The sequence below is a fragment of the Maribacter sp. PR1 genome, assembly GCF_028464145.1.
Classification (GTDB): domain Bacteria; phylum Bacteroidota; class Bacteroidia; order Flavobacteriales; family Flavobacteriaceae; genus Maribacter.
Genome location: NZ_JAQPCG010000004.1, coordinates 289,586 through 312,284 on the forward strand (window position 1 = coordinate 289,586; position 22,699 = coordinate 312,284).

23 protein-coding genes are annotated in these 22,699 nt (G+C 37.5%); 15 read left to right on the forward strand and 8 right to left on the reverse strand.

What is annotated here, in order from left to right; genetic code table 11:
• Positions 1–132: 132 nt before the first annotated feature.
• The gene (locus PP182_RS10295) at positions 133–597 is read right to left on the reverse strand and encodes an Hsp20/alpha crystallin family protein (RefSeq protein WP_272651159.1); all 465 of its coding nucleotides are present in this window, start codon (positions 595–597) and stop codon (positions 133–135) included.
• 131 nt (positions 598–728) lie between these two features.
• Between PP182_RS10295 and PP182_RS10300 the strand changes: the two genes are divergently transcribed.
• Positions 729–3,224 carry a cation-translocating P-type ATPase gene (locus tag PP182_RS10300; protein ID WP_272651160.1) on the forward strand — a complete coding sequence of 832 codons (2,496 nt, stop codon included), beginning with the start codon at positions 729–731 and terminating at the stop codon, positions 3,222–3,224.
• Positions 3,225–3,243: 19 nt separating this feature from the next.
• Here the strand turns inward: PP182_RS10300 and upp are convergent, their stop codons facing one another.
• Positions 3,244–3,897 (reverse strand): uracil phosphoribosyltransferase, encoded by a 654-nt coding sequence (gene upp, locus PP182_RS10305; RefSeq protein ID WP_272651161.1) that lies wholly within the window; start codon positions 3,895–3,897, stop codon positions 3,244–3,246.
• Between the two features lie 12 nt (positions 3,898–3,909).
• Positions 3,910–4,998, reverse strand: a complete 1,089-nt coding sequence (locus PP182_RS10310) for a site-2 protease family protein (protein ID WP_272651162.1) — start codon at positions 4,996–4,998, stop codon at positions 3,910–3,912.
• A 119-nt stretch (positions 4,999–5,117) separates the two neighbouring features.
• Here PP182_RS10310 and PP182_RS10315 point away from each other — a divergent pair, with 119 nt between their 5' ends.
• The 4 genes from PP182_RS10315 to PP182_RS10330 all read left to right on the forward strand — a co-directional run bounded on the left by PP182_RS10315 (position 5,118) and on the right by PP182_RS10330 (position 9,740).
• Positions 5,118–6,083, forward strand: a complete 966-nt coding sequence (locus PP182_RS10315; RefSeq protein WP_272651163.1) for a 1-phosphofructokinase family hexose kinase — start codon at positions 5,118–5,120, stop codon at positions 6,081–6,083.
• A gap of 25 nt (positions 6,084–6,108) precedes the next feature.
• Entirely contained in the window at positions 6,109–7,965 is a 1,857-nt protein-coding gene (locus PP182_RS10320) for a CBS domain-containing protein (protein WP_272651164.1), read from the forward strand.
• 1 nt (position 7,966) lies between these two features.
• Complete coding sequence (locus PP182_RS10325) at positions 7,967–9,178, forward strand: succinylglutamate desuccinylase/aspartoacylase family protein (protein WP_272651165.1); 1,212 nt, start codon at positions 7,967–7,969, stop codon at positions 9,176–9,178.
• A 163-nt stretch (positions 9,179–9,341) separates the two neighbouring features.
• On the forward strand, positions 9,342–9,740 hold the full coding sequence (locus PP182_RS10330; RefSeq protein ID WP_272651166.1) for a DUF302 domain-containing protein: 399 nt from the start codon (positions 9,342–9,344) through the stop codon (positions 9,738–9,740).
• Positions 9,741–9,901: 161 nt separating this feature from the next.
• Here the strand turns inward: PP182_RS10330 and PP182_RS10335 are convergent, their stop codons facing one another.
• Entirely contained in the window at positions 9,902–10,357 is a 456-nt protein-coding gene (locus PP182_RS10335; RefSeq protein WP_272651167.1) for a DinB family protein, read from the reverse strand.
• Positions 10,358–10,360: 3 nt separating this feature from the next.
• Positions 10,361–11,032 carry an FMN-binding protein gene (locus tag PP182_RS10340; RefSeq protein WP_272651168.1) on the reverse strand — a complete coding sequence of 224 codons (672 nt, stop codon included), beginning with the start codon at positions 11,030–11,032 and terminating at the stop codon, positions 10,361–10,363.
• 93 nt (positions 11,033–11,125) lie between these two features.
• Here PP182_RS10340 and PP182_RS10345 point away from each other — a divergent pair, with 93 nt between their 5' ends.
• Positions 11,126–11,269 carry a hypothetical protein gene (locus PP182_RS10345; protein WP_272651169.1) on the forward strand — a complete coding sequence of 48 codons (144 nt, stop codon included), beginning with the start codon at positions 11,126–11,128 and terminating at the stop codon, positions 11,267–11,269.
• A 6-nt stretch (positions 11,270–11,275) separates the two neighbouring features.
• Here PP182_RS10345 and PP182_RS10350 read toward each other — a convergent pair whose 3' ends face one another.
• Both PP182_RS10350 and PP182_RS10355 read right to left on the reverse strand, forming a co-directional pair.
• Entirely contained in the window at positions 11,276–12,037 is a 762-nt protein-coding gene (locus tag PP182_RS10350) for an SDR family NAD(P)-dependent oxidoreductase (RefSeq protein ID WP_272651170.1), read from the reverse strand.
• 50 nt (positions 12,038–12,087) lie between these two features.
• The gene (locus PP182_RS10355) at positions 12,088–12,726 is read right to left on the reverse strand and encodes a WG repeat-containing protein (protein ID WP_272651171.1); all 639 of its coding nucleotides are present in this window, start codon (positions 12,724–12,726) and stop codon (positions 12,088–12,090) included.
• 119 nt (positions 12,727–12,845) lie between these two features.
• Here PP182_RS10355 and PP182_RS10360 point away from each other — a divergent pair, with 119 nt between their 5' ends.
• The gene (locus tag PP182_RS10360; protein ID WP_272651172.1) at positions 12,846–13,157 is read left to right on the forward strand and encodes an HPF/RaiA family ribosome-associated protein; all 312 of its coding nucleotides are present in this window, start codon (positions 12,846–12,848) and stop codon (positions 13,155–13,157) included.
• A 1-nt stretch (position 13,158) separates the two neighbouring features.
• Positions 13,159–13,989 carry a universal stress protein gene (locus PP182_RS10365; protein ID WP_272651173.1) on the forward strand — a complete coding sequence of 277 codons (831 nt, stop codon included), beginning with the start codon at positions 13,159–13,161 and terminating at the stop codon, positions 13,987–13,989.
• A gap of 39 nt (positions 13,990–14,028) precedes the next feature.
• Here the strand turns inward: PP182_RS10365 and PP182_RS10370 are convergent, their stop codons facing one another.
• Entirely contained in the window at positions 14,029–14,430 is a 402-nt protein-coding gene (locus PP182_RS10370) for a hypothetical protein (protein ID WP_272651174.1), read from the reverse strand.
• A gap of 89 nt (positions 14,431–14,519) precedes the next feature.
• Between PP182_RS10370 and PP182_RS10375 the strand changes: the two genes are divergently transcribed.
• The 7 genes from PP182_RS10375 (at position 14,520) to PP182_RS10405 (ending at position 22,304) form a co-directional block, all read left to right on the forward strand.
• Entirely contained in the window at positions 14,520–16,034 is a 1,515-nt protein-coding gene (locus PP182_RS10375; RefSeq protein WP_272651175.1) for a sensor histidine kinase, read from the forward strand.
• Positions 16,035–16,037: 3 nt separating this feature from the next.
• Positions 16,038–17,090, forward strand: a complete 1,053-nt coding sequence (locus PP182_RS10380; protein WP_272651176.1) for a response regulator — start codon at positions 16,038–16,040, stop codon at positions 17,088–17,090.
• 94 nt (positions 17,091–17,184) lie between these two features.
• A complete protein-coding gene (locus PP182_RS10385; protein ID WP_272651177.1) occupies positions 17,185–18,021 on the forward strand; it encodes a universal stress protein in 837 nt (278 codons plus the stop codon).
• A 250-nt stretch (positions 18,022–18,271) separates the two neighbouring features.
• Complete coding sequence (locus PP182_RS10390) at positions 18,272–19,243, forward strand: ROK family protein (protein WP_272651178.1); 972 nt, start codon at positions 18,272–18,274, stop codon at positions 19,241–19,243.
• A 58-nt stretch (positions 19,244–19,301) separates the two neighbouring features.
• Positions 19,302–20,141 carry a universal stress protein gene (locus tag PP182_RS10395; RefSeq protein WP_272651179.1) on the forward strand — a complete coding sequence of 280 codons (840 nt, stop codon included), beginning with the start codon at positions 19,302–19,304 and terminating at the stop codon, positions 20,139–20,141.
• 103 nt (positions 20,142–20,244) lie between these two features.
• Positions 20,245–21,084 carry a universal stress protein gene (locus PP182_RS10400; RefSeq protein WP_272651180.1) on the forward strand — a complete coding sequence of 280 codons (840 nt, stop codon included), beginning with the start codon at positions 20,245–20,247 and terminating at the stop codon, positions 21,082–21,084.
• Positions 21,085–21,239: 155 nt separating this feature from the next.
• Positions 21,240–22,304, forward strand: coding sequence for a serine hydrolase domain-containing protein (locus tag PP182_RS10405; RefSeq protein ID WP_272651181.1), 1,065 nt, complete (start codon positions 21,240–21,242; stop codon positions 22,302–22,304).
• Positions 22,305–22,699 lie beyond the last annotated feature (395 nt).

The following is a 22,699-nucleotide window of genomic DNA, read 5'->3' on the forward strand; positions in this document are numbered from 1 at the left end:
AAGTCTTATAGGACACAAACGGATAAAAATTGGAAATTGGTAACCCATCCCATATAAACCACTTTTGAATAGACACTATTGGATTATATGGGAGGGGGTTACTATTGATAAAAGCTTATCAAAAAAATTATTTTATGAAATCTGTACTTTTTTAGGCGGTAGTTTTTTTGCTTCTTCCTTTTTGGCTAGGTTAAAACTTAAGATACCATCGTTGTATTTGGCTTTGATAGCTTCTTGTTTAACACTTTCGGGCAATTGTAAAGAGCGCTGGAAAGCGTTGTAACTAAATTCTTTCCGTGTATAATTGTCCTCTTTCTCCTCATCTGAAACGGACTTTTCAGCAGAGATATTTAAACAACCGTCTTCAATGGTTACTTCAAAATCTTTTTTGGCAAACCCGGGTGCAGCCAATTCAATTTCGAACGTATCATCGGTTTCCTTTATGTTCAATGCAGGTTCTGATCTTTTACCGTTCCAGAATTGATCCGGTATCATATCCCTCACCCATCTACGGTTATCAAAGAAATCGTCCATATCAAAAAAATCTTGGGTAATAAGGTTTCCAAAGGGTCTTCTTTTAAATTTTACGAGTGACATAACATTTATATTTTAAGGTTATACATTAAATTTATGACTCGAAAATACGCTCGACAATCACTTATTGAAATGATGTAGGTCAGTCTCACCTATTTTTTTTGACTTTATTTTTGAGAAAACAAAAAAGCACTATGTCCGTACATAACTTCGATATAAAAGGATTGACAAATGAGGAAGTTGAAACGTCCAGAAGGAAACACGGATCAAATACATTAACTTATAGAAGTGAAAACGGTTTTCTTGATGCATTAAAAAGTTTGGCCAAGGAACCTATGGTCATCTTGCTTTTGGTAGCGTCATCCATCTATTTTATTAGTGGGAATGTAGGGGACGGTATATTTTTGGCAGGGGCCATTGTTTTGGTTGCCTCAATTTCAATTTATCAAGATTCTAGAAGCCGTAAGGCACTTGAAAAACTGAAAGCACTTACACAGCCCAATTGCACTGTCATAAGGGAAGGAGAGGTCATTGGAATCCCAAGCAATCAGGTTGTTATAGGCGATAGTCTTATGGTCGAGGAGGGTACCGTAATCCCTGCTGATGGTATCATTATCCATTCTAACGATTTTTCTGTCAGTGAATCTATTTTAACAGGAGAATCCTTTTCGGTTTTCAAGGATTCCGAAAAGGATAACAATTCAATTTTTAGCGGTACTACAGTAGCAAGCGGCTTGGCAATTGCCACAGTTACCGCTGTTGGCAATAACACTGAACTGGGAAAAATAGGGAAAAGTCTGGAGGCTATTCAAGAAGAGAAAACTCCCTTGGAAAAACAGATAGGCAATTTTGTCAAAAAAATGTCTATTTGGGGTGTGGTGGCATTTCTGCTAGTCTGGGGAATGAACTATTATAAATCCTTTGATCTACTAGACAGTTTACTCAAGGCACTTACCATTGCAATGAGTATTCTGCCTGAGGAAATACCAGTAGCCTTTACCACATTTATGGCCCTCGGTACCTGGCGATTAATGAAAATGGGGGTATTGGTGAAACAAATAAAAACTGTGGAAACTTTGGGCAGCGCTACGGTAATCTGTGCGGACAAAACCGGTACCCTTACCCAGAACAAAATGAGTTTGGCAAAACTTTTTGTATTACAGACCGGAGAGACCACAATTCCCCAAAATGAATTGGGCCAAGCTGAGAAAGAACTGATTACCTTGGCCATGTGGGCCAGCGAACCTATTCCATTCGACCCCATGGAAGTTGCACTTCATTCCGCCTATGGTCAATTAATAGATGGCGATGAACGACCAAATTATCATATGGTGCATGAATACCCCATCGGCGGAAAACCTCCAATGATGACGCATCTTTTCCAAAATAAAAATGGCCATAGGGTCATTGCCGCCAAGGGAGCTCCCGAAGCTTTTTTTGAAATTTCGAACTTAACAACCCTTGAGAAATCACAAATAGAGGAAACCATAAAATCTTTGGGTAAAGAGGGTTATAGGTTATTGGGGGTTGGGCAAGCCCAATTTAAAGGTATTGAATTTCCCGAAAGGCAACAAGAGTTCAAATTCGATTTTAAGGGAATTGTAGCTTTCTATGACCCCCCAAAAGAAAACATACCCAAGGTATTGGCATCCTTTGATAAGGCTGGAATTGATGTAAAATTGGTTACTGGAGACAATTCGGAAACTGCAATTGCCATTGCCAAAGAGATTAATTTTGTAGGATATGACCGATGTATGACGGGCGATGAACTAATGCGATTAAACAATGTTGAATTAAGGGAAAAAGTAAAAACAACCCAGGTCTATACGCGTATGTTTCCCGATGCCAAGCTCCGAATTATCAATGCCATAAAAGCAAATAATGAGGTAGTGGCTATGATCGGTGATGGGGTTAATGATGGCCCAGCTCTTAAAGCTTCCCATTTTGGGATAGCTATGGGAAAAAAAGGGACGGAAATTGCCAAACAGGCCGCTTCTTTGATTCTTGTGGATGATGACCTATCCAAATTAGTGGATGCCATTGCCATCGGAAGAAAAATTTACACGAATCTTAAAAAAGCAATTCAATATGTGATATCCATTCATATCCCTATTATATTGACCGTATTTATTCCTTTGGCTCTTGGGTGGCTATACCCAACTATATTTTCGCCCTCGCATGTTATTTTATTGGAGTTAATCATGGGACCCACATGTTCCATTATCTATGAAAATGAACCTATGGAAAAAAACACCATGGTTCAGAAACCCAGGCCATTTACTACTACCTTTTTTAAGTTTAGGGAATTGGTAACAAGTATAATACAAGGACTCGCCATCACCCTTGGGGCTCTCCTCGTGTATCAATATGCCGTGGCGGAAGGCTTAAACGAATCTACTACCAGAACTATGGTTTTTATTGTACTTATTGCAGCCAATATCTTTCTCACTCTTGTCAATCGTTCCTTTTACTTTTCAATACTTACAACGTTGAAGTACAAAAATAATTTGGTGCCGCTGATTATTGGTATTACCATTGTCATAGTAGCATTGTTACTTTACATTCCTGCATTTACCCATTTTTTTGAATTTGAAATGCTAACTCCAAAGCTATTATTGATAAGTGTACTTTCGGGATTTGGAGCGGTAATCTGGTACGAATTGGTTAAATGGGGCAAACGACTAAATTGATACAAGAATAATAAAAGAGTTACAGTTTCACCCCAAAAGCCAAATCCCCTGCATCTCCGATTCCGGGAATAATGTACCCCTTACTGTTCAATTTTTCATCAATGGCAGCAATCCATAAATGCGTGTTTTCAGGAAAAACCCTTTTAATATGTTCAATTCCAGATTTTGAACCTATTACGGAAAGAATATGAATCTGCTCTGGTTTTCCATGACCCTTCAGCGCATCAAGAACATTTTCCAGTGTCTTCCCAGTAGCCAACATAGGATCGGTAAGTACCAAGGTTTTACCGGACAAAGAAGGAGCGGCGAAGTACTTCACAATAACTTCAAAAGCATCTTCATCACCCCTATGATGTCGATAGGCCGATATAAAGGCATTCTCGGCACTATCAAAATAATTCAACATACCTTGATGAAGAGGCAAACCTGCCCGTAGCACTGAACATAATACTAGATTATTCTTTGGTAAGGATATTTCCTTACCACCAAAAGGTGTTTTTACCGTAGTATTCGTATAATTCAAATTTTTACTCAACTCATAACTTAGGATTTCCCCAATCCGCTCTATGTTGCGACGAAATCGCATGGAATCCCTTTGGATATCAGCATCCCTGATTTCCGCAATAAATTTATTCAAAAGCGAGTCTTCCTTGCCAAAGTGATGGACGGTCATAGTTTAAAAATTTTACTTTAAAGGTACAGATTTGAATAGGATATACTCTCCAATATTGGTCCTATCAATGACACCTGCCAACGTACCCTCTTCCATAACAGGGAAAAAACTTTTCTTTTCTTTTGCGAACAGTTCCATCACTTTTAATATTTCCATTGATGCATCCACGGTCTTAAAATCTTTATCCATTACATCCTTCACCACAAGCAATGGTGTGCTTGCATGTTTTAGGACATGTTTTTGGGTAACAATGCCAACAATTTCATCCTTCTCTATAACAACAAAATCCTTTTCGGTTCCCGCAAGGGTAATGTCCATCACGTCCTTTATTGTATGGATAGGACTTAACAACGTGATATTCGTCAAGGTCGCTTCCCTGACCATATGACCTTCCAATAGGGAATTTTGTTTTACCATTTGGTTCTCGCCATAAGCTCCAAAAAAGATAAAAAAGGCAATCAGAATTAAAAATGGATTGAATAAAAGTCCGAGAATGAAAAATAGAATCGCTAGGCCCTGACCAATAGAAGAGGCTATTCCAGTAGCCTCGACACGACCTAATTTAAAGGACAACAAGGCTCTTAATACCCTACCACCATCCATAGGAAAGGCAGGAATTAGATTAAAAACCACCAACATTATATTGGCTATGAAAAGATAGAACAAAAAGTTTTGGAACGTGGGTTGGTACAAAACTTCCTCCAATACGATGGCATCAAAGTCAAAATAGCTTTTTACAGGAACTACCAAAACAAGTAGGATGGCAATAACCACATTAACGGCAGGTCCGGCAAGGGCAACCAATAGTTCCTGTCTAGGTTTTTCTGGCATCTTTTCCAACATGGCTACTCCACCAATAGGTAAAAGTGTTATTTTTTGGGTGTTGATATTGAATCTTTTTGCGGTTAGCGCATGACCTAATTCGTGAAGTACTACACATATGAACAAGACCAAAATTAGGGCTTCATTAAGTAGTATTCTATCCAAATTAGACCCTCGCTGTATCTCCAGGAAAGCGACCCAAAACAGCAATAGGGTAAACGTCCAATGTACTTCTATCTTAATCCCAGAAATACTCCCCAATTTTAAAACACCCTTCATATTCTTTTGATTTTAAGCGAAAGTATTCTAGAGGTACTTTTTCAACAATGACATTGGTCATATGAGACCACTTGCCATACTATTATATTTGAGGAAACACAGGTAAAAAGTCCCATAATATGAATAGGATAATTACATTAACGGTCAACCCGGCCATTGACAAAAGCACTACGGTAGCGGGAATAAAACCCAATAGTAAATTAAGATGTAGCAGTCCCGTCTATGAGGCTGGCGGTGGCGGCATAAACGTTTCGCGCGTGCTGCATGAACTGGGTGGGACATCCTTATGCATGTATATGGCAGGAGGGCCAACGGGAAGCCACTTAAACGATATGTTGGTTGATTTTGGTATTCCGCAACTAGTAGTTCCCATAGAAGGATGGGTGCGTGAAAACATTGCGGTTACAGACACTAAAAATAAAGAACAATACCGATTTGGGATGCCCGGACCCATGATCAAAGAACAAGAATGGAAAAAGACTTTGGAACAACTGGAAGCCGTACTCACAGAAGGCGATATCTTGGTGGCCAGTGGAAGCCTATGTCCCGGAATGCCAACTGACTTTTTTGCCAGAATATCTAAAATTGCCGGAGATAAAAATGTGAAATATATACTCGACACCTCGGGGGAAGCCTTATTGAAAGGCGCACGGACCGGAGTCTATTTATTAAAGCCCAATCTAGGCGAACTCGCTACGCTCTGCGGTGTAAAAACAATCTCTTTTTTGGAACTGGAATCTATTGCTCAAACTTTTTTAAAAAATAATCCTTGTGAGGTATTAGTGGTTTCATTAGGACCTCAAGGGGCAGTAATGCTTACTGCTCAATCCGTTGATTATATTTCTGCACCTATTGTGTGCCAAAAAAGTACCATTGGTGCTGGTGATAGTATGGTCGCAGGAATGGTGCTTGCCCTTGCCCAGGGAAAATCATTACAAGAAATGGCTAAATATGGGGTTGCTTGTGGAACGGCGGCCACCATGACATCAGGCACCCAGCTATGTAAAAGAAAAGACGTGGAGGAATTAAACGATTGGATAAGCTCCAATTCAAGTACATCCCAAAAAATTAAAATCAACGTCTAAAGCAAAGTAAATTAAAAAAACTACCATGGGAACCAACCAAGTAGATAAAATTGATAAAAATTCTAGAGCAAGGTTCATTAAAAATCTGCTGAACGATATTCAGGCATTAAAAATCATGCTAAAAGAAGGTATGATTGAAAGTGAGGTTATGCATATTGGTTCTGAACAGGAGTTTTGTTTGGTTGATGAAAACTGGCGTCCCACCCAAGACGCGATAAGAATTCTAAAAGCTGTTAACGACTCCCATTTTACGAACGAAATTGCACGTTATAATATTGAGATCAACTTGGATCCTGAAGAGTTAAAGGAGAAGTGTTTCTCAGTGATGGAAAAAAAACTGAGGTTTTTTCTTAACAAAGCAATGTTGACCGCTAGCAAATATGATAACAAAATTATATTAACGGGAATACTGCCAACAATTACCACACAAGAGCTTTCCATGGAGTTCATGACACCAAACATCCGTTACGAACTCTTGAACAATGCTGTAAAATTGTTACGTAAGAAAGATTTTGAAATGCATATTCGCGGAGTGGACGAACTGTCAATTCACCATGATTCAGTTTTATTTGAGGCTTGTAACACCAGTTTTCAAATGCATCTCCAGATTACTCCAGATGATTTTGTATCTAGCTATAATTGGGCGCAGGCAATTTCAGGTCCAGTACTTGGGATAGCCACAAACTCTCCATTATTGATGGGACGTGAACTTTGGAGCGAGACTCGGATAGCCTTGTTTCAACAGAGTATAGACACAAGAAGTTCCTCCTATTCCCTGCAAGACAAACTAGCCAGAGTTACCTTCGGAAATGAATGGGCATCAGGGTCTATTATCGATATTTATAAGGAGGACATCGCTCAATATGAGGTAATGTTGTCCGATAATGTGGAAAAAGATTCGCTGCTAGAACTTAAAAAAGGTAATATTCCAAAACTGAATGCCCTCAATCTGCACAATGGAACCATTTATCGCTGGAACCGTCCTTGTTACGGTGCAACTAAAGAGAATGCCCATATTCGAATCGAAAACAGATACCTCCCATCAGGTCCTACAGTTTTGGATGAAATGGCCAATTTTGCATTTTGGGTTGGACTAATGAAATCCAGACCCGCTGAGTTTGACGACATAGCAAAAGTCATGGATTTTCGGGACGCTAAAGATAACTTTATTAAGGCGGCCAGAAATGGTGCCGAAAGTATAATGTTATGGAAAGGTACTGGTATATCCACCAGAGATTTAGTTACTAAGGAATTACTCCCTTTAGCCTATGAAGGATTAAAAAAATGCGCTATTGACCCTAATGATATCCATCGTTATCTGGAAGTCATTGAGAAAAGGGCCAAAGGTATTAATGGCGCAAGGTGGAGCATTTTAAATTACCGTCAACTCAAAAAGAACATGAAACAGGACGATGCCGTAACTGCTCTTACTGGAGCAATTTATGAAAACCAGCAAACATCAGCTCCAGTTTCAGAATGGCCCATGATTCCAAAAGAGTTCAAGGTTCGATCCAATGCCGCATTGGCAAAACACATCATGTCTACCCAATTGCTCACTGTCAATGAAAACGATATGGCAGATATGGCCACTAGCATTATGAATTGGAAAAATATTCATCATGTTCCAGTATTGAACGACGATAATGAGCTTTGCGGCCTCTTGACTTGGAGCCATATGACAGAATACCTAAAAGAGCAATCGGATTTTACAGCAACCAAAGTAGGGGACCTCATGGTAAAGGAAGTAATCTCGGTAAAGCCCGAAACCAATTTGGAGACCGTTTATGAACTAATGGAAAAAAATCATATCGGATGCCTACCCGTCGTGAGTAAAAGCAACCTTGTTGGTATTATAACCCTAAAAGATATGAGGGAAATATAAAATGGTAAAAGTTTATAGCAAGGCACTTGATCAATCAATCGAAATAGATCGCATCCTTGGACAAATCAAAGGAGGTACAGCAGGGCCCACGATAATCTTCACCGCTGGAATTCACGGTAACGAACCCTCTGGTATTTTCGCTTTATTAAAGGCTTTTGATGATATTAAATCAAAGAACATTACTGTTCATGGAAACATATATGCTATTGCCGGCAATGTTTCCGCCCTTGAGCAAGGGATACGTTATCACAAGGAAGACCTGAACCGTATGTGGAAAAATGATAGGGTTAAATCACTCTTAGAAAAGCAGAAAATAACTAAAAATGAAGAAGATCACGAACAATACGAACTTTACAGAATTATTTCCCAAATTCTAAAAGAAGACAAAGGACCTTTTTATTTTGTTGATTTACATACCACTTCAAGCCCAACAAAACCCTTCATTACAGTTAACGATACACTATTGAACAGGAAATTCACGCAACAATATCCGGTACCCTTACTTTTAGGGATTGAGGAATATCTGGAGGGCACCCTATTAAATTACATCAATCAACTTGGCTACGTAGCCTTTGGGTTTGAATCTGGACAACATGATGCCCTTTCTTCCATAGAAAAACATACCGCTTTTGTATACCTTACATTAATCTACAGCGGTGTCATCGGTAAAACAGACATAGATTATAATACTTATTATTCTACTCTTTTCAGTTCAACCAAAGATTTAAACCATGCGTATGAAATTGTATACCATTACAAAATAGGACATCGGGAAGATTTCTATACAAAACCGGGGTTTACAAATTTTGAGCCGGTAAAAAAAGGGCAACAAATAGCTACCAGTAATTCGGCACCTATATTTACATCCATGAAGGGAAATATTTTCATGCCCTTATACCAGAAAAAGGGCGAAGATGGCTTTTTTATCATAAAATACATACCTTCAATCTTTCTTTCCCTTTCTTCATTATTTAGAACATTGCATGTTGATCGTATGCTTGTCCTACTTCCAGGGGTTTCATGGATATCAGACCAGAAAGATGCATTAAGGGTAGATTTAAGGATAGCGAAATTCTTAGCAAAAAAACTCTTTCATTTAATGGGTTATAGAAGTAGACAGATAGATGAAAATTTCCTCATCGTGAAGAACAGGGAGACAGTCTCCAAAAACAAAGAGTATAGGAACACGACTTGGTATCGCAACTCGTACTAGTAAACTTAAAACCTCATCCTACTTAATTTCTTTGATAATCAGGTATGATATAAATCATTAGTTAAAAACCATACAATCAGTAACTTGACCCGAGAAATCGCTAATATACATGTATTTTATACGATTCCTTTTAAACAAATCATATCATTAAAACACTAAATCAATGGACTATTATTTTTCTACCCAATTAAAAAACGTGACGTTTGAAGAAGCAATCTCAAAAACAAAAGAGGCCTTGAAAAAAGAAGGTTTTGGTGTTTTGACTGAAATAGATATGAAAAACACCTTGAAGCAAAAACTGGATGTTGATATTAAAGACTATAAAATTCTAGGGGCCTGCAATCCATCCATGGCCTATCAGGCACTTCAGGTAGAAAACAAAATTGGTACCATGCTACCTTGCAATGTAATCGTTCAGGAGAAAGAGGAAGGAAACATTGAAATCGCAGCGGTAGATCCAGCCGCATCCATGCAAGCTATAAAAAACAATGCGCTAATCGAAATAGCTGAAAACGTAAGGACAAAACTTAAACAGGTAATTCAAAATCTGAATAATGTCTAAATGAAGCCCAAACGACTAACATTACTTGGATAGATGTTATTTTTTAATTACCAGTTAATAATAGCCCTATTTTTCTTTCAGAAATGGAAATGCTACTTACTTTAAAAGTGATAAGGCCTTTAGAACTTTGGGGATCAAAAGACAATAAAATTCTCATAGATCTATTTCCCATATTTAATTAAAATTGCCATCTGACCTGCATGATGGTTGGTATGTGAGACGATTCTCCCAAAAGCTTCTGCTTTCGTCTTGGTCCCAAATTCTTTGGTCGTAACAAGTGTTTCCCAATCCATTACCGTTTGCTGTTCCACAATAGCTTTAAGGGTGTTAAACGAATACGATACATAGTCTTTAAGTTCGGAAAGGTTGGTCCATTCACCCGTATCGGTTGAGGCAATTACCGTTTTAGCAATGACCTTTACTCCAGACGCACCAAAAACATTCTTTGCAAAGAGCAATTCTACGTCACCAATATGCCTAATCAGAAAACCAACACTATTCACTGAAGGCGGGAGCTTCTTTTTTAGGTCTTCTTCCCTGAGAATTTCAATTTGCTTAGTAAACCGAGTTCTGGCTTCGGTCCAAAGTTCCACGAACAATTGTGTTTTAGATTTCATATGTCAAGGATTTAAATACCCTTTATATTTTTGAAGTCCTAAATTAACCATCTGAACTGCAGCACCACTAGTCACGGTAGCCCCGGAGATACCATCTATAAACACCCCATCATCCATTCTTTTCTCCATGTTTTGTTGAAGAGCAAAGAAATGCTTATCCAAATCTATTTTTGTTCCCACAAACTGATTTTCAAAAGACTTTTGCGTCGTTGCCGACCCATAACCATATGTTTCAGCCTTATGGTCAAATTCAATTTTTTTGATTTCCAAGGTCTTTATATTAACCAATACCTTGGCCCAGATAGCACCGCCAAATCCCCTTCCATTTATTGGCAAAATAGCGGTATTCGTATTTATAACTTCAAATATGGGCAAAGCATCAACAGTATTGGATTTTTTCAACTCTTTAAATAGACGAACACCCTCGTTCATGTCAATATCTGTTATAATTCCCTGGGTATCAATCTTCTTAAAAGCAATTATTTTGTTCATATCCACACTATCTGAAAAAGTAGAATCGGCAAACTTTAGTATTTCCTTTTGTACTGCAGATAATTGTTTAATCTTAGGTGATTCTTGAATGGTTTCTCCGGGAGTGGGCATGTTAGCCTTCGGTTCTTCCTTACAGCTAAAAACTATAATCATAAGCAATCCAATAATCCAAAATGCCCTCATAATTGAAATTTTTTTACATTCAAATTTGTCTAACAATTAATTCTTTTCTCCATTTTTAAGGAAACAATTGCAATTATAATAAGCCCCAAACCTATGCCAGATAATATGCTGGCAACCATTATCAATGGCGAGGCTTGTAAAAAGGCAACCCTACTCCACACCAACCATGGTCATTCCTCCAATGGCCAAGACACGCTTATCCTCTCTTTTGTTTTCCATGATTTTATATATTCATAATTAGTTTTAGTTGACCAGCATCCCCCCGTCCACCACATGAATACAACCAGTGATCATTTTACTGTCATCGGAAGCTAAGAACAGGGCCATATCGGCAATTTCCCTTGACTCTACGTAGCGACCAAAAGGAACGGCAGCTTCAAAACCTTTGAGTGCTTCCTGAGGGTTTTTAGGTGATATATCCTTTTCTATCCTCCTCATCATTTCATTATTTACCGGACCAGGATGAATGGTATTCACTCTAATTTTATTTGGAGCAAACTCCAAAGCCGCCACCCTCATTATACCAATTACAGCATGCTTAGTGGCCACATAGGCACCTAATCCTGGAAAACCTTTTAGTCCGGCAACGGAAGAAGTAATCATTACACTTCCGCCAGCCTTCATTTTAGGAATTACATATTTGCAGCCCAACCAAACCCCTTTTAAGTTTACGTCGATAACCTGATCAAAAATATCATTAGGATATTCTGCAATGGACATGGAAGTTCCCTCTATACCAGCATTTACAAAAAAGATATCAATCCTATTATGGACTTCCAAAGTATGGGCAACCATCTTTTCGTTATCCTTAGGTTTAGAAACATCAACAACACAATACGACAAGTTCTCGTGATTTATCTCTATACTAGCCTGCTCCAGTGCTTCTTTGCTAATATCAGCAATAACAACCTTGGCACCTTGGTCCAAGAACAATTTTGCGGTTGCCATTCCTATTCCTCCCGCACCACCAGTAATAATCGCTACTTTATCGTTTAATCGCCCCATAATCTGTTAATCTTTATAAACCGTTTTTATTATTTTCAGAAGGTTATATTTTAATTTTTTAAAGCTGTTTTCCGAATTTCCCAACCTTGATCCTTAATATGTACCCCTACAAGGCCCTCCGCTAAATATTTTGCTCCGATTGAAGGTACTTGATACCGTTTTTTGGTCATTTGGATGTTCTGTCGCCGTTCTAAAAATTCGTCTATTTCACCGGAGGTATCCAGTAACACATCAAAGAATTTAAACTCATATATATTAAGTTTGAATTCGTTTTGCCCCTTTAAAGTCTTATCGAACAAAACTCCTGTAGTATAACCATTCTTAAACGGATACACATTTAAAAATTGTGGTTCTATTACCGTGTTTCCTTTTGTGTCCATAAAACCATATAAAGGGACTCCATCCTCCACGTTCTTAGTAATTAAACACCTTCCCTCTTGGAAAACAGGATAACGCACTCCAGAAATATCGGAACGGGATGTATCCGCATTCTCGTTCCAATAAACATCATCTCTATAATCGATGACCAAAGCCCCTTTTGCATTGATAAAACCCCATTGATTTCCTTGGCGAACCCCAGCCAATCCCTCACTAAAAGGGGCTATTTCATCAATCCCCTTAAGCCGTTGCCCTACCATTGTTGAGGGTAAAAAACATATAAAAGCAAATAATAACAGTATATTTTTCATAACTCGAGTTTTTAATTTATTCAAAAATAAAGTAGTGCGGTATAGCCTGAAATGATAAAAATCATTTTATAAGAAGAATAGCGAACTTACTTTTGAACTGAAATCAAAACGTACTTTTTATGATAGTAAATATTCAATACTTAGACATGCCAGAAAGCGAGTCATTAAGTGCAATAGTAACCCGAAACCTAAATAAACTAGCCCATAAATATCAATTCATAATCCGAGGAGATGTTTGTTTCAAGTTAGGTCAAGGCACCGATGGCAATAATAAAATTTGCGAAACACAACTAAGCGCGCCAGGTCCCCGGATTTTTGCAAAATCCGCTGAAAATAATTTTGAAAAGTCAGCCGCTGAAACTGTAAGCGATTTAGAGCGGCAATTGAGAAAACGCAAGGAAAAATTTAGTAGACGTAAAAAAGCTTTTTAGTATGAAAAGAATTTTGGTACCTGTAGATTTTTCCGAAACCTCAACTCATGCCTTGGAGATTGCAGCACTAATTGCAAAACGGCAAAAGGCTGAAATTGTAGTATTACATATGCTGGGTCTTTCGGAAGCTGTGTTGTCCAAAAATGAAATACAGGAATACGAGGAGGCAAGATATTATATGGAACTTGCCAAAAAGCGATTCATACCTTTTTTGGATAAACCATATTTGAAAAATATTAGAATAAGGGAAATTGTTCAAAACTATAAGATTTTTAAAGAGTTCAACGCGTTGGCCCAAGAACAAAATATTGATCTAATAGTCATGGGCTCACATGGAACTAGTGGGGTTAGGGAAGTATTGGTTGGATCAAATACCGAAAAGGTAGTGCGTACTTCAGACGTGCCGGTTCTCGTAGTAAAAATGCCAAATCCAGAATTTAAGATCGAAAAAGTGCTTTTTGCTTGTGACTTTTCCGAAGATGTAATTTTGGCCTTTAAAAATGTTCAGGCATTTACAGACAGTTTTTCTGCCAAATTAAAACTTATCTATATCAACACTCCACATAATAGTTTTAAGAGCACGAATGAAATCGAAGAAAAAATCTCAAATTTCTTTTTTAAGGCAAATGATGCCTCACAAGAAGTGGTAATTTATGATGACTACACAATTGAGCAAGGATTATTGAACTATTCCCAAAAAGGCGGTTTTGATCTACTTGCCATGCCCACACATGGCAGAACGCCTATTTCTCATTTTTTATTAGGTAGCAGAAGTATTGGTGAGGATGTTGCCAACCATGCCAATATACCTGTTCTCACCATTAAAATCTAAAAACACGATACAATTATACACGAACTGAAACCATTTGATCTATGTCAGCAACAGGTCTAACTTTGCCAATATTATTAATTCTGATTTGTTCTTTCCTGAAAAAGAATTAGCGATAGCTCTTGCGGTTTTTTTTGCCATAGACTTTATTTCCTCCGTAAAGGCGTGTGGGTGTTCTTTATAAAATTCCTTGAATTCGTCAAAACACTCATCGCTGCTTTTTGTATACTCCATGAGTACATCGAAAACAATTTCTATTTGGTTTGCGGAGTCGGTGCCATATCTATCCGTAAAGTCATCTAAACACAGCCAATCTTCCTTTACAATTTCTTTTAATTTATCCCATTCCTTAACGTGAACCTTACCATCGCTTATCGCCACGGCGTAAAACAATTTGCCTAAACTTTCATAGAGCATGTTCATAGTTCTAGCTGTATTTTTCATCCTTTCCCTCCTTTTAAACACTTAAAAGTATCATTTGCTGCATACTTGGCATATGACAAAAATCAGTCTATAATCTTTATATTTGATTTATGCATGTTTTCAAGAAAGACAGTAATATTTTTAATCTACTTTCAGAAGGGGTTTCCGAGGGTATTATCGTCATAAATGAAGAGCAGACAATTGTAGCCAGCAATACTTCAACCGAGGAAATGTTTGGATACGGAAAGGATGAACTCATTGGGAAACCATTGGAAATCCTAATACCGAACAGATACCACAACCATCACGACACCCATGTCAAAAATTTTATTGACAAGGGTGAAAAACGCCAAATGGGACATGGAAGGGATTTACACGGTATTCGTAAAAATGGTCACGAGTTTCCCGTTGAGGCAGGTCTCAACCCCTTTGAACTCTATGGAGCTACCTACATCATGGCGCTGATTATTGATATTACGGACCGTAAAAGAAGAGAGAAAGAACTGAGTCACTGGGCACGTATCTTTGATGAATCCCTGAATGAAATTTATGTATTTGATGTTGATAGTCTCGGTTTTATTAATGTAAATAAGGAAGCCCAACGAAATTTAGGATATAACATGCAGGAATTGGTGGAGATGACACCTTTAGACATAAAACCTGAACTCAACCTTTCAGAATTTAGGGCTTTGGCACTGCCACTCTTGGAAGATGAGATGTGCAAGGTAGATTTTGAAACCAAGCACCTTAGGAAGGATGGTACTTTATATCCCGTAGAAGTCCACCTTCAGCTTTCCTTAATGGAAGAGAAAAAGGTTTTTATTGCCATTATTTTGGACATAACCGAACGTAAAAATTATACGGAAAAACTGGAAAAAAAGGTAGAAGAGCGAACTAAACAGTTAACAGAAGCCTTGGCCAAAGAAAAAGAACTTAATGAATTAAAAACACGATTCTTATCGCTGGTATCCCATGAGTTCAAAACCCCTTTGAGCAGTATTTTAACCTCTATTACGCTGTTGGGTAAATATACCGAGACAGAACAACAAGAAAAGCGTGATAAACACGTGAACACTATTAAAAATAAAGTGAAATATCTAGATACAATTCTAAATGATTTTCTTTCTGTAGAACGTTTGGAATCCGGCAAGGTAAATTATAAAATCGAAATCTTTTCATTGAGCAAAATTGTTAATGAAGTAATCTACAACGCAAATATGTTACTCAAATCTGGCCAAAAAATCCAGTATCCCGATAACATTGATGAAATTATTCTCCAATTCGATGAAAAAACACTGGAATTGGTATTGTCCAATTTGATACACAATGCCATTAAATATTCTCCGGAGGATTCCATTATCGAATTAAAGGTAGAAATAGAAGAAGAAGAATTTGTGGTTAAAGTAATCGATGAGGGAATTGGTATTCCTAATGAAGAACAAAAGCACATATTTGACAGGTATTTTAGAGCAGAAAATGCCCTAGTTACCCAGGGTACAGGGATTGGACTGAATATTGCCAAACAACATCTTGAAAACCTGGGGGCAAGCATTAAATTCTCTAGTAGGGAAAATATGGGTTCCACCTTTATTTTACATATCCCCAAAACACTTAACACTATTTAGAAAATGAAACAAATTTTATTAATCGAGGATGATAGGGCCCTTCGCGAAAATACAGAAGAGCTTTTGGAGCTTTCCGGCTATTCGGTGCTAACCGCTCCAAATGGAAAAATAGGGATCCAATCCGCAAAAGAAAACCTACCCGATATTATTGTTTGTGACATTATGATGCCCTTGATAGATGGTTACGGAGTTTTGGAGGAATTGTCGTCCGATGAAAAAACAAAACACATTCCATTTATTTTCCTTTCCGCCAAAACAGAACATAAGGAAATAAGAAGGGGAATGGACTTGGGTGCGGACGATTACTTAACCAAACCCTTTGAGGAAGAAGACCTAATTAGTGCCGTAGAGAGTAGATTGGCAAAGTCGCAACTTTTGAACCGAATGCTTGATATAAAATCCATCGAACAAGATGTTTCTAATGATGAGATGCGTACGTTGCACGAGCTTAAGAACTTCTTTGATGATAACGGTGAAGTGATGGATTTTGTTCAGGGTGATATTATTTACAAAGAACGGTCGCGCTCCAATAAAATTTATCTTATTCTAAAAGGTCTGGTAAAGGGACATTGCATGGATGCGGACGGTAAAGAACTCACAACATCATTATATAGGGCAGATGATTTCTTGGGCTTTACCTCTTTTTTAAACAATATTCCATACCAAGAATCCGCAACTGCTCTGGAACCAGTGCAGCTTGCGGGAATTTCCAAGGAAAACCTCAAAGAGATTTTAGGAAAAAATAAGGATATTTCTTTGGAACTGATGGAGCTGTTGACCGAGAACATTTCCCTCATTAAAGCACAATTACTTCAAATGGCCTATAGTTCCGTTCGTAAGAAAACGGCGCAAACTTTGCTACAGTTCGCCGAAATTATGAAAACAACAACCGAAGAGCCTATTAAAATTTCGAGGAACGATCTCGCCAGTGTGGCAGGAATTGCAACCGAAAGCCTTATACGTACCCTTTCCGGTTTTAAAAAGGAGGGGCTAATTGCCATTGAAGGCCGGAATATTCGAATCATGGAACTGGAGGCGTTGCAATATGTCAATTAGGTTTGAATTTAGCATATTAAAATGCTGAACAACCTGACAAATATCATGTAGCAGGTTTGTTCACTGGTTTATTTTTGTGTATCAAACCTTTTTAATGAAGTACATTTTAATACCCACAGACTTTTCCGAGAATGCTTGGAACGCTTTGGAATATGCGGTCCATTTCTTTGAAAGTGAAATCTGTAGTTTTTATATCTTACATGTTGGCGAATTGAGCAATTCAGAGGTGAATAGGAATTCATTTATATTTCCCCAAAGAGTCATAAGTCCTGCTATAAAAGAGAAATTGAAATCCCTTTTTGAAAGAATCGATAGATTATCAAAAAATAACCAGCATCATTTTATAGCACTTCAGGAGTATGGCAACTTTGTCGATATTGTACGTAAAACGGTAGATTCCAAAAAAATAAATCTTATTGTAATGGGCACCAAGGGGGCCTCGGGTTTAAGAACGTCCATTGTTGGAAGTAATACCGGGGACGTTATTACAAAAGTGTTTTGTAATGTATTGGTGATACCAGAAAATGCTTCATTTATGATTCCCAAGAGGATTGCCTTTCCTACCGATTATAATCTATACTATACCTACCCCATTTTAAAAACTATTGCAGAACTTTTACGCATTACAAAGGCTAATTTTCAGGTCTTTAATGTGGCTCAGCCCAATGTTCTATTCACCCGTTTACAAGAAAAAAATAAAGACTACTTGCAAGATTATTTGGACGAAACATTTCCAAACACACATAGTTTTCTTAGTATCAAAAATCAGGATATTAAGTCCGCTATTCTAAAATTTGTTGATGATAACCAGATTGATATGTTGACAATGGTAGCCAAGAACCTGAATTTCCTTCAGCAACTTCTATTCGATACTACCATCGAAAGACTTAGCTTTCACACCACCATACCTCTGTTGGTATTGCATGAATAGCTACCGCTATTTTCATTTGCCAATAACCACATTCTTAGGATTTTTTTACTTCTTTTTTAAAAAATAGAAATTGAAAGAATTTGTATATACTATAGATTTTAACAGACGGCTGTTAATTGAAAATAAAACCTAACAAGGAAATCATCATTCAATTTGTTTTACTAGTATTGGATTACAACTGCAGAAATGATATATATCAGTTGTAACGTGCTTTAAGTTATTTTTATTTGTAGAATAACACGTTGGCCAGATGGTAAAGAAAGTCGTATTAGGCATTGATATTGGTGGCACCTATACCAAAATAGGCCTTGTCACCAAAAAGGGTGGAATTTTAGATAAGGTTGTTTTTAAAACGGAAGCGCAAAAACCGTTTTCGAATTTCATGGGCAAATTAAAGGTGGAGGTGGAAACGTTAGTTTTGAGATCAGCCTCGGATATTCAGATACTTCATATCGGCGTTGGCGCCCCTAATGCAAACCCAAATACCGGTAATATCGAGAATCCCCCAAATTTGAAATGGGGATTGGCCACTCCAATAAAAAAAATTATGGAGCAAGTTTTTGAACTTCCCGTTGTTTTGGCGAACGATGCGAATGCAGCGGCCTTGGGCGAAATGCTTTACGGTGCCGCTCAGGGGATGAAAAATTTCGTAGCACTGACCTTAGGGACGGGATTGGGAAGCGGAATCATTGTGAATGGACAATTATTGATTGGCGAACATGGTGCTGCCGGGGAACTTGGCCATGTAAACGTAGATAGACAGGGACGCAATTGTAACTGTGGGCTGCAAGGTTGTTTGGAAACCTATGCATCCGTCACTGGTATAAAACGTACTGTTTTTGAATTGATGGCAACGATGCGCGAAGCATCCCCACTACGTAGTTTAAGTTTTGATGAGATGACCGGAACAGCCATTTCCAACGCTGCTATAAATGGCGATGCCATCGCCTTGAAAGCTTTTGAGATGACCGGTGAGATTTTAGGAAGCAAAATGGCAGATACCGTTGCCCATTTAGATCCAGAGGCATTTATACTTTCTGGAGGATTGAGCAAGGCTGGGAAAATTCTTTTAAACCCCATAAAAAACGGAATGGAACACCACCTATTCAATGTCTATAAAGACAAGGTTAAGGTGCTATTATCAACCGCTACCAGCTCTGACGCTGTTCTCGGCCCTGCAGCATTGGCTTGGTTGGAATTCAAAAATACCAAAACCGCATGACCTTTGTCATTTGACGACATTCAGAACACAAATATCTTTAAGTAAAAATATACCGAAAATGAAAAATATACTGATACCAACTGATTTCTCGGACAATGCTTGGAATGCCCTTATCTATGGATTGGAATTATTCAAAAAAACTTCATGTACATTTTATCTGGTGAACGTACATCCTATTGCATCATATTCAGGGGGTGAACCTGCAATGTATGCTTCCCCTGAAATACTTGAAGAAAGTATTTTAAAAGAGAATAAAGAAAAAATGAAATACTTGATCAATAAAGTAGAACACCAACCTATGAACACCAAGCATACCTTTAAAACCGAGGTTTCTTATGGTTTTTTAACAGATCATATAAAACAGGAGGTAAACAAAAAAGATATTGACCTAATTATCATGGGGACAAAAGGTGCGACCGGGCTAAAGGCCGTTTCTTTGGGAAGTAATACAGGTGATGTAATTACAAAAGTACCCTGCGCAGTTTTGGCTGTACCTGAAAATGCAAAATACAGTAGACCTAAAGAAATAGGCTTTCCGACAGACTTTCAATTGGGTTACAATTGGAAAGTAATGCAAAATGTAAAGGAATTGGTCTTAGCCCATAAATCGGCCCTACGTTTTTTATATGTCTCGACCAAAGAAGAAGGACTTAGTGAACTTCAACAAAAAAATCGCCAATTTTTAGAGGACTATTTTACGGATACCGAATATTCTTTTCATACCCTTACAGGGAAAAAATTGGACGAGACCATTCAAAATTTTGTTGAATGTCGCAATTTGGATATGGTGGTCATGGTGGCCAAGCACTTGAATTTTGTAGAGCGTATCCTTTTTAGGCCAACGGTGGAAAAAGTAAGCTACCATACAACAATTCCATTTTTAGTTCTTCATGATTAAATTATCAAGAACTACTTATATAACTATTTACGAATAGTACTGCCAATTTTTACAATAACTGCCAAGAGCTATTTACAGAGTATAATCATTTAAAAAGAACATCATGGACAAGAGAATATTAATACCTACAGATTTTTCCAAGAATGCTCTGAACGCTGCCAGATATGCCCTAGATCTTTATGCAAATTTAAATTGTGAATTTTATTTTCTAAACGTTTTTAGCTTGGATAGCTATACGACCAAATCATTATTCTTGCCAGAACCCGGAAGTACAGAATACGAAATGGCAAAAGCAAAATCCGAAGCTTCTTTTTTAAAACTTTTGGATATTTTCAAGCAACATCACGACAACCCCAAGCATTCATTCCATACTATTTCTACCATTAATTTCCTTTCCGAAGCTCTAAAGCAAACAATAGTCGAAAAAGATATTGAATTATTGGTAATGGGTACCCAAGGCGCTTCTGGGACCAAGGGCATTATTTTCGGAAGCAATACCGTAAATGCAATGGAAAAAATTACAGAATGCCCTTTATTGGCCGTTCCACAAAATGTAAAATTTTCACCCCCTAAAGAAATTGTTTTTCCAACAAATTTCAAATCCACTTTTAAACGAAGGGAACTTGTCTATCTTATTGAAATTGCAAAAATGCATGAAACAGCTATTCGATTGCTATACGTAAGTAAAAAACAAGATTTAACAGAATTACAAGAAACCAATAAACTATTGTTGGAAGATATTATGCAATCTATTGAGCATAGCTTTCATAACCTAACCGAAAAAGATGTATCCGATGGTATAACCTCATTTGTTGAAAGTAGAAATAGTGATATGATTGCATTTATAAACCATAAGCACTTTTTCTTCAGTAGCGTCTTCTCTAAACCATTGGTAAAGGAAATTGGATATAAGGCCATCGTACCAATCTTGGCCTTGCACTGATATCTAAAAATATAATTAATACAGCAAATTGAATTCATTTTCAACAAAATGTATAGCGCATAGTCCCCTGCAGGATGCTTCCACACCATACTCTGAATGATGGGCATAATTTGCAACAATCATTAATATTCATCGTCTATATAGTAAAACACTTTATGAATAAAACAATTATAAGACTAATTCTTATTTTAACTATTACGACTTCAATCAGTTGTCATCAAAACAAAAACTTATTGAATAATGCGAATCCAACCGAAAAGGGATTCTCTCAATCAAAATTAGATTCATTAGGCAGGTATTTAGAGGATACAGGTTCTGAAGCTTTGATGATTCTGACAGATGGAAAAATTGTTTATGATTGGGGAAATACAGATAAAAAACTACTTGTACATTCCATTAGAAAAGCTTTGCTAAATTCTCTTTATGGAATCTACATTGAAAATGGAACAATTGATACAACTATGACCATTGGCCAACTCAAAATAGATGATATTAATCCACTAACGGAAATAGAAAAAACAGCTACCATAGCAGATTTATTGAAATCAAGGTCTGGTATTTATCATAACGCAGCAGCAGTTTCAGAAGGTATGTTGGCATCAATGCCTGAACGTGGTATACACAAACCAAATGAAGCCTATTACTACAACAATTGGGATTTCAATACCCTTGGATATATTTTGGAAAAACAAACTGGAAAAACGATTTTCGATTTGTTCAATCAACACATAGCGAGACCATTAGGAATGGACTATTCAAATGATTACATAACAGTTAAAAATCCTGATGATAACTGGACAATCCCGAATGTGGACGGGTTTTATCAGTTTGAGGAAGATAAATCAAAATACCCTGCTTACCACTTTAGATTATCCGCAAAAGATTTAGCTCTTTATGGTCAACTCTATTTAAATAGAGGGGAATGGAATGGCAAGCAAATCATTCCAAAAAAATGGATTGAACTTTCTACTAAACCATATTCGATTACAAATGAAGATTATGGAATCGGATATGGTATGCTTTGGAATGTTTTAATTCCTAACGAAAACAGAAAATCTAAATCATTCTTTCATACTGGTGTTGGTATTCATATGCTCGGAGTTTATCCCGAATCAAATCTTGTTTTGATACATCGAGTAGATACAGAAAAAGAATATGAATTCCATCAAGGAAATTTCTACCAAATGATATCAAAGGTTTGGGATTCAAAAGAAAAATAAAAACTAGGTCCAATAATGCATATACAACATAGCTACTTCAGGCTATTTGATAGGTTCATATGTCTTTATGAAGTCGAAAAAAAATAAATTTGGCTTGTTTAGGAAAATAAAATTAACAACAAAAATTTAAAAATTGGGCTCGTGCATAATCCGAAAAGTTAGCGTCTTTTTACACGCTACTTTTCATATACGAGACCGAGGATGTCCAATTATTCATTTCATTTTTATTTTCCCTAAACGTATTCATCGGTCGCTCCGCTCGGTCGCCTGCGGCGTACTTTTGTTGCACAGCTCGCGCAGTCAACGCACCAAAAGCGAGTGGACATCATCGCCGCGCTCTGTCAGATTACAAAGTCCGTAGGATAAGGGACCTTTTACCATGAACGCCGCTATGG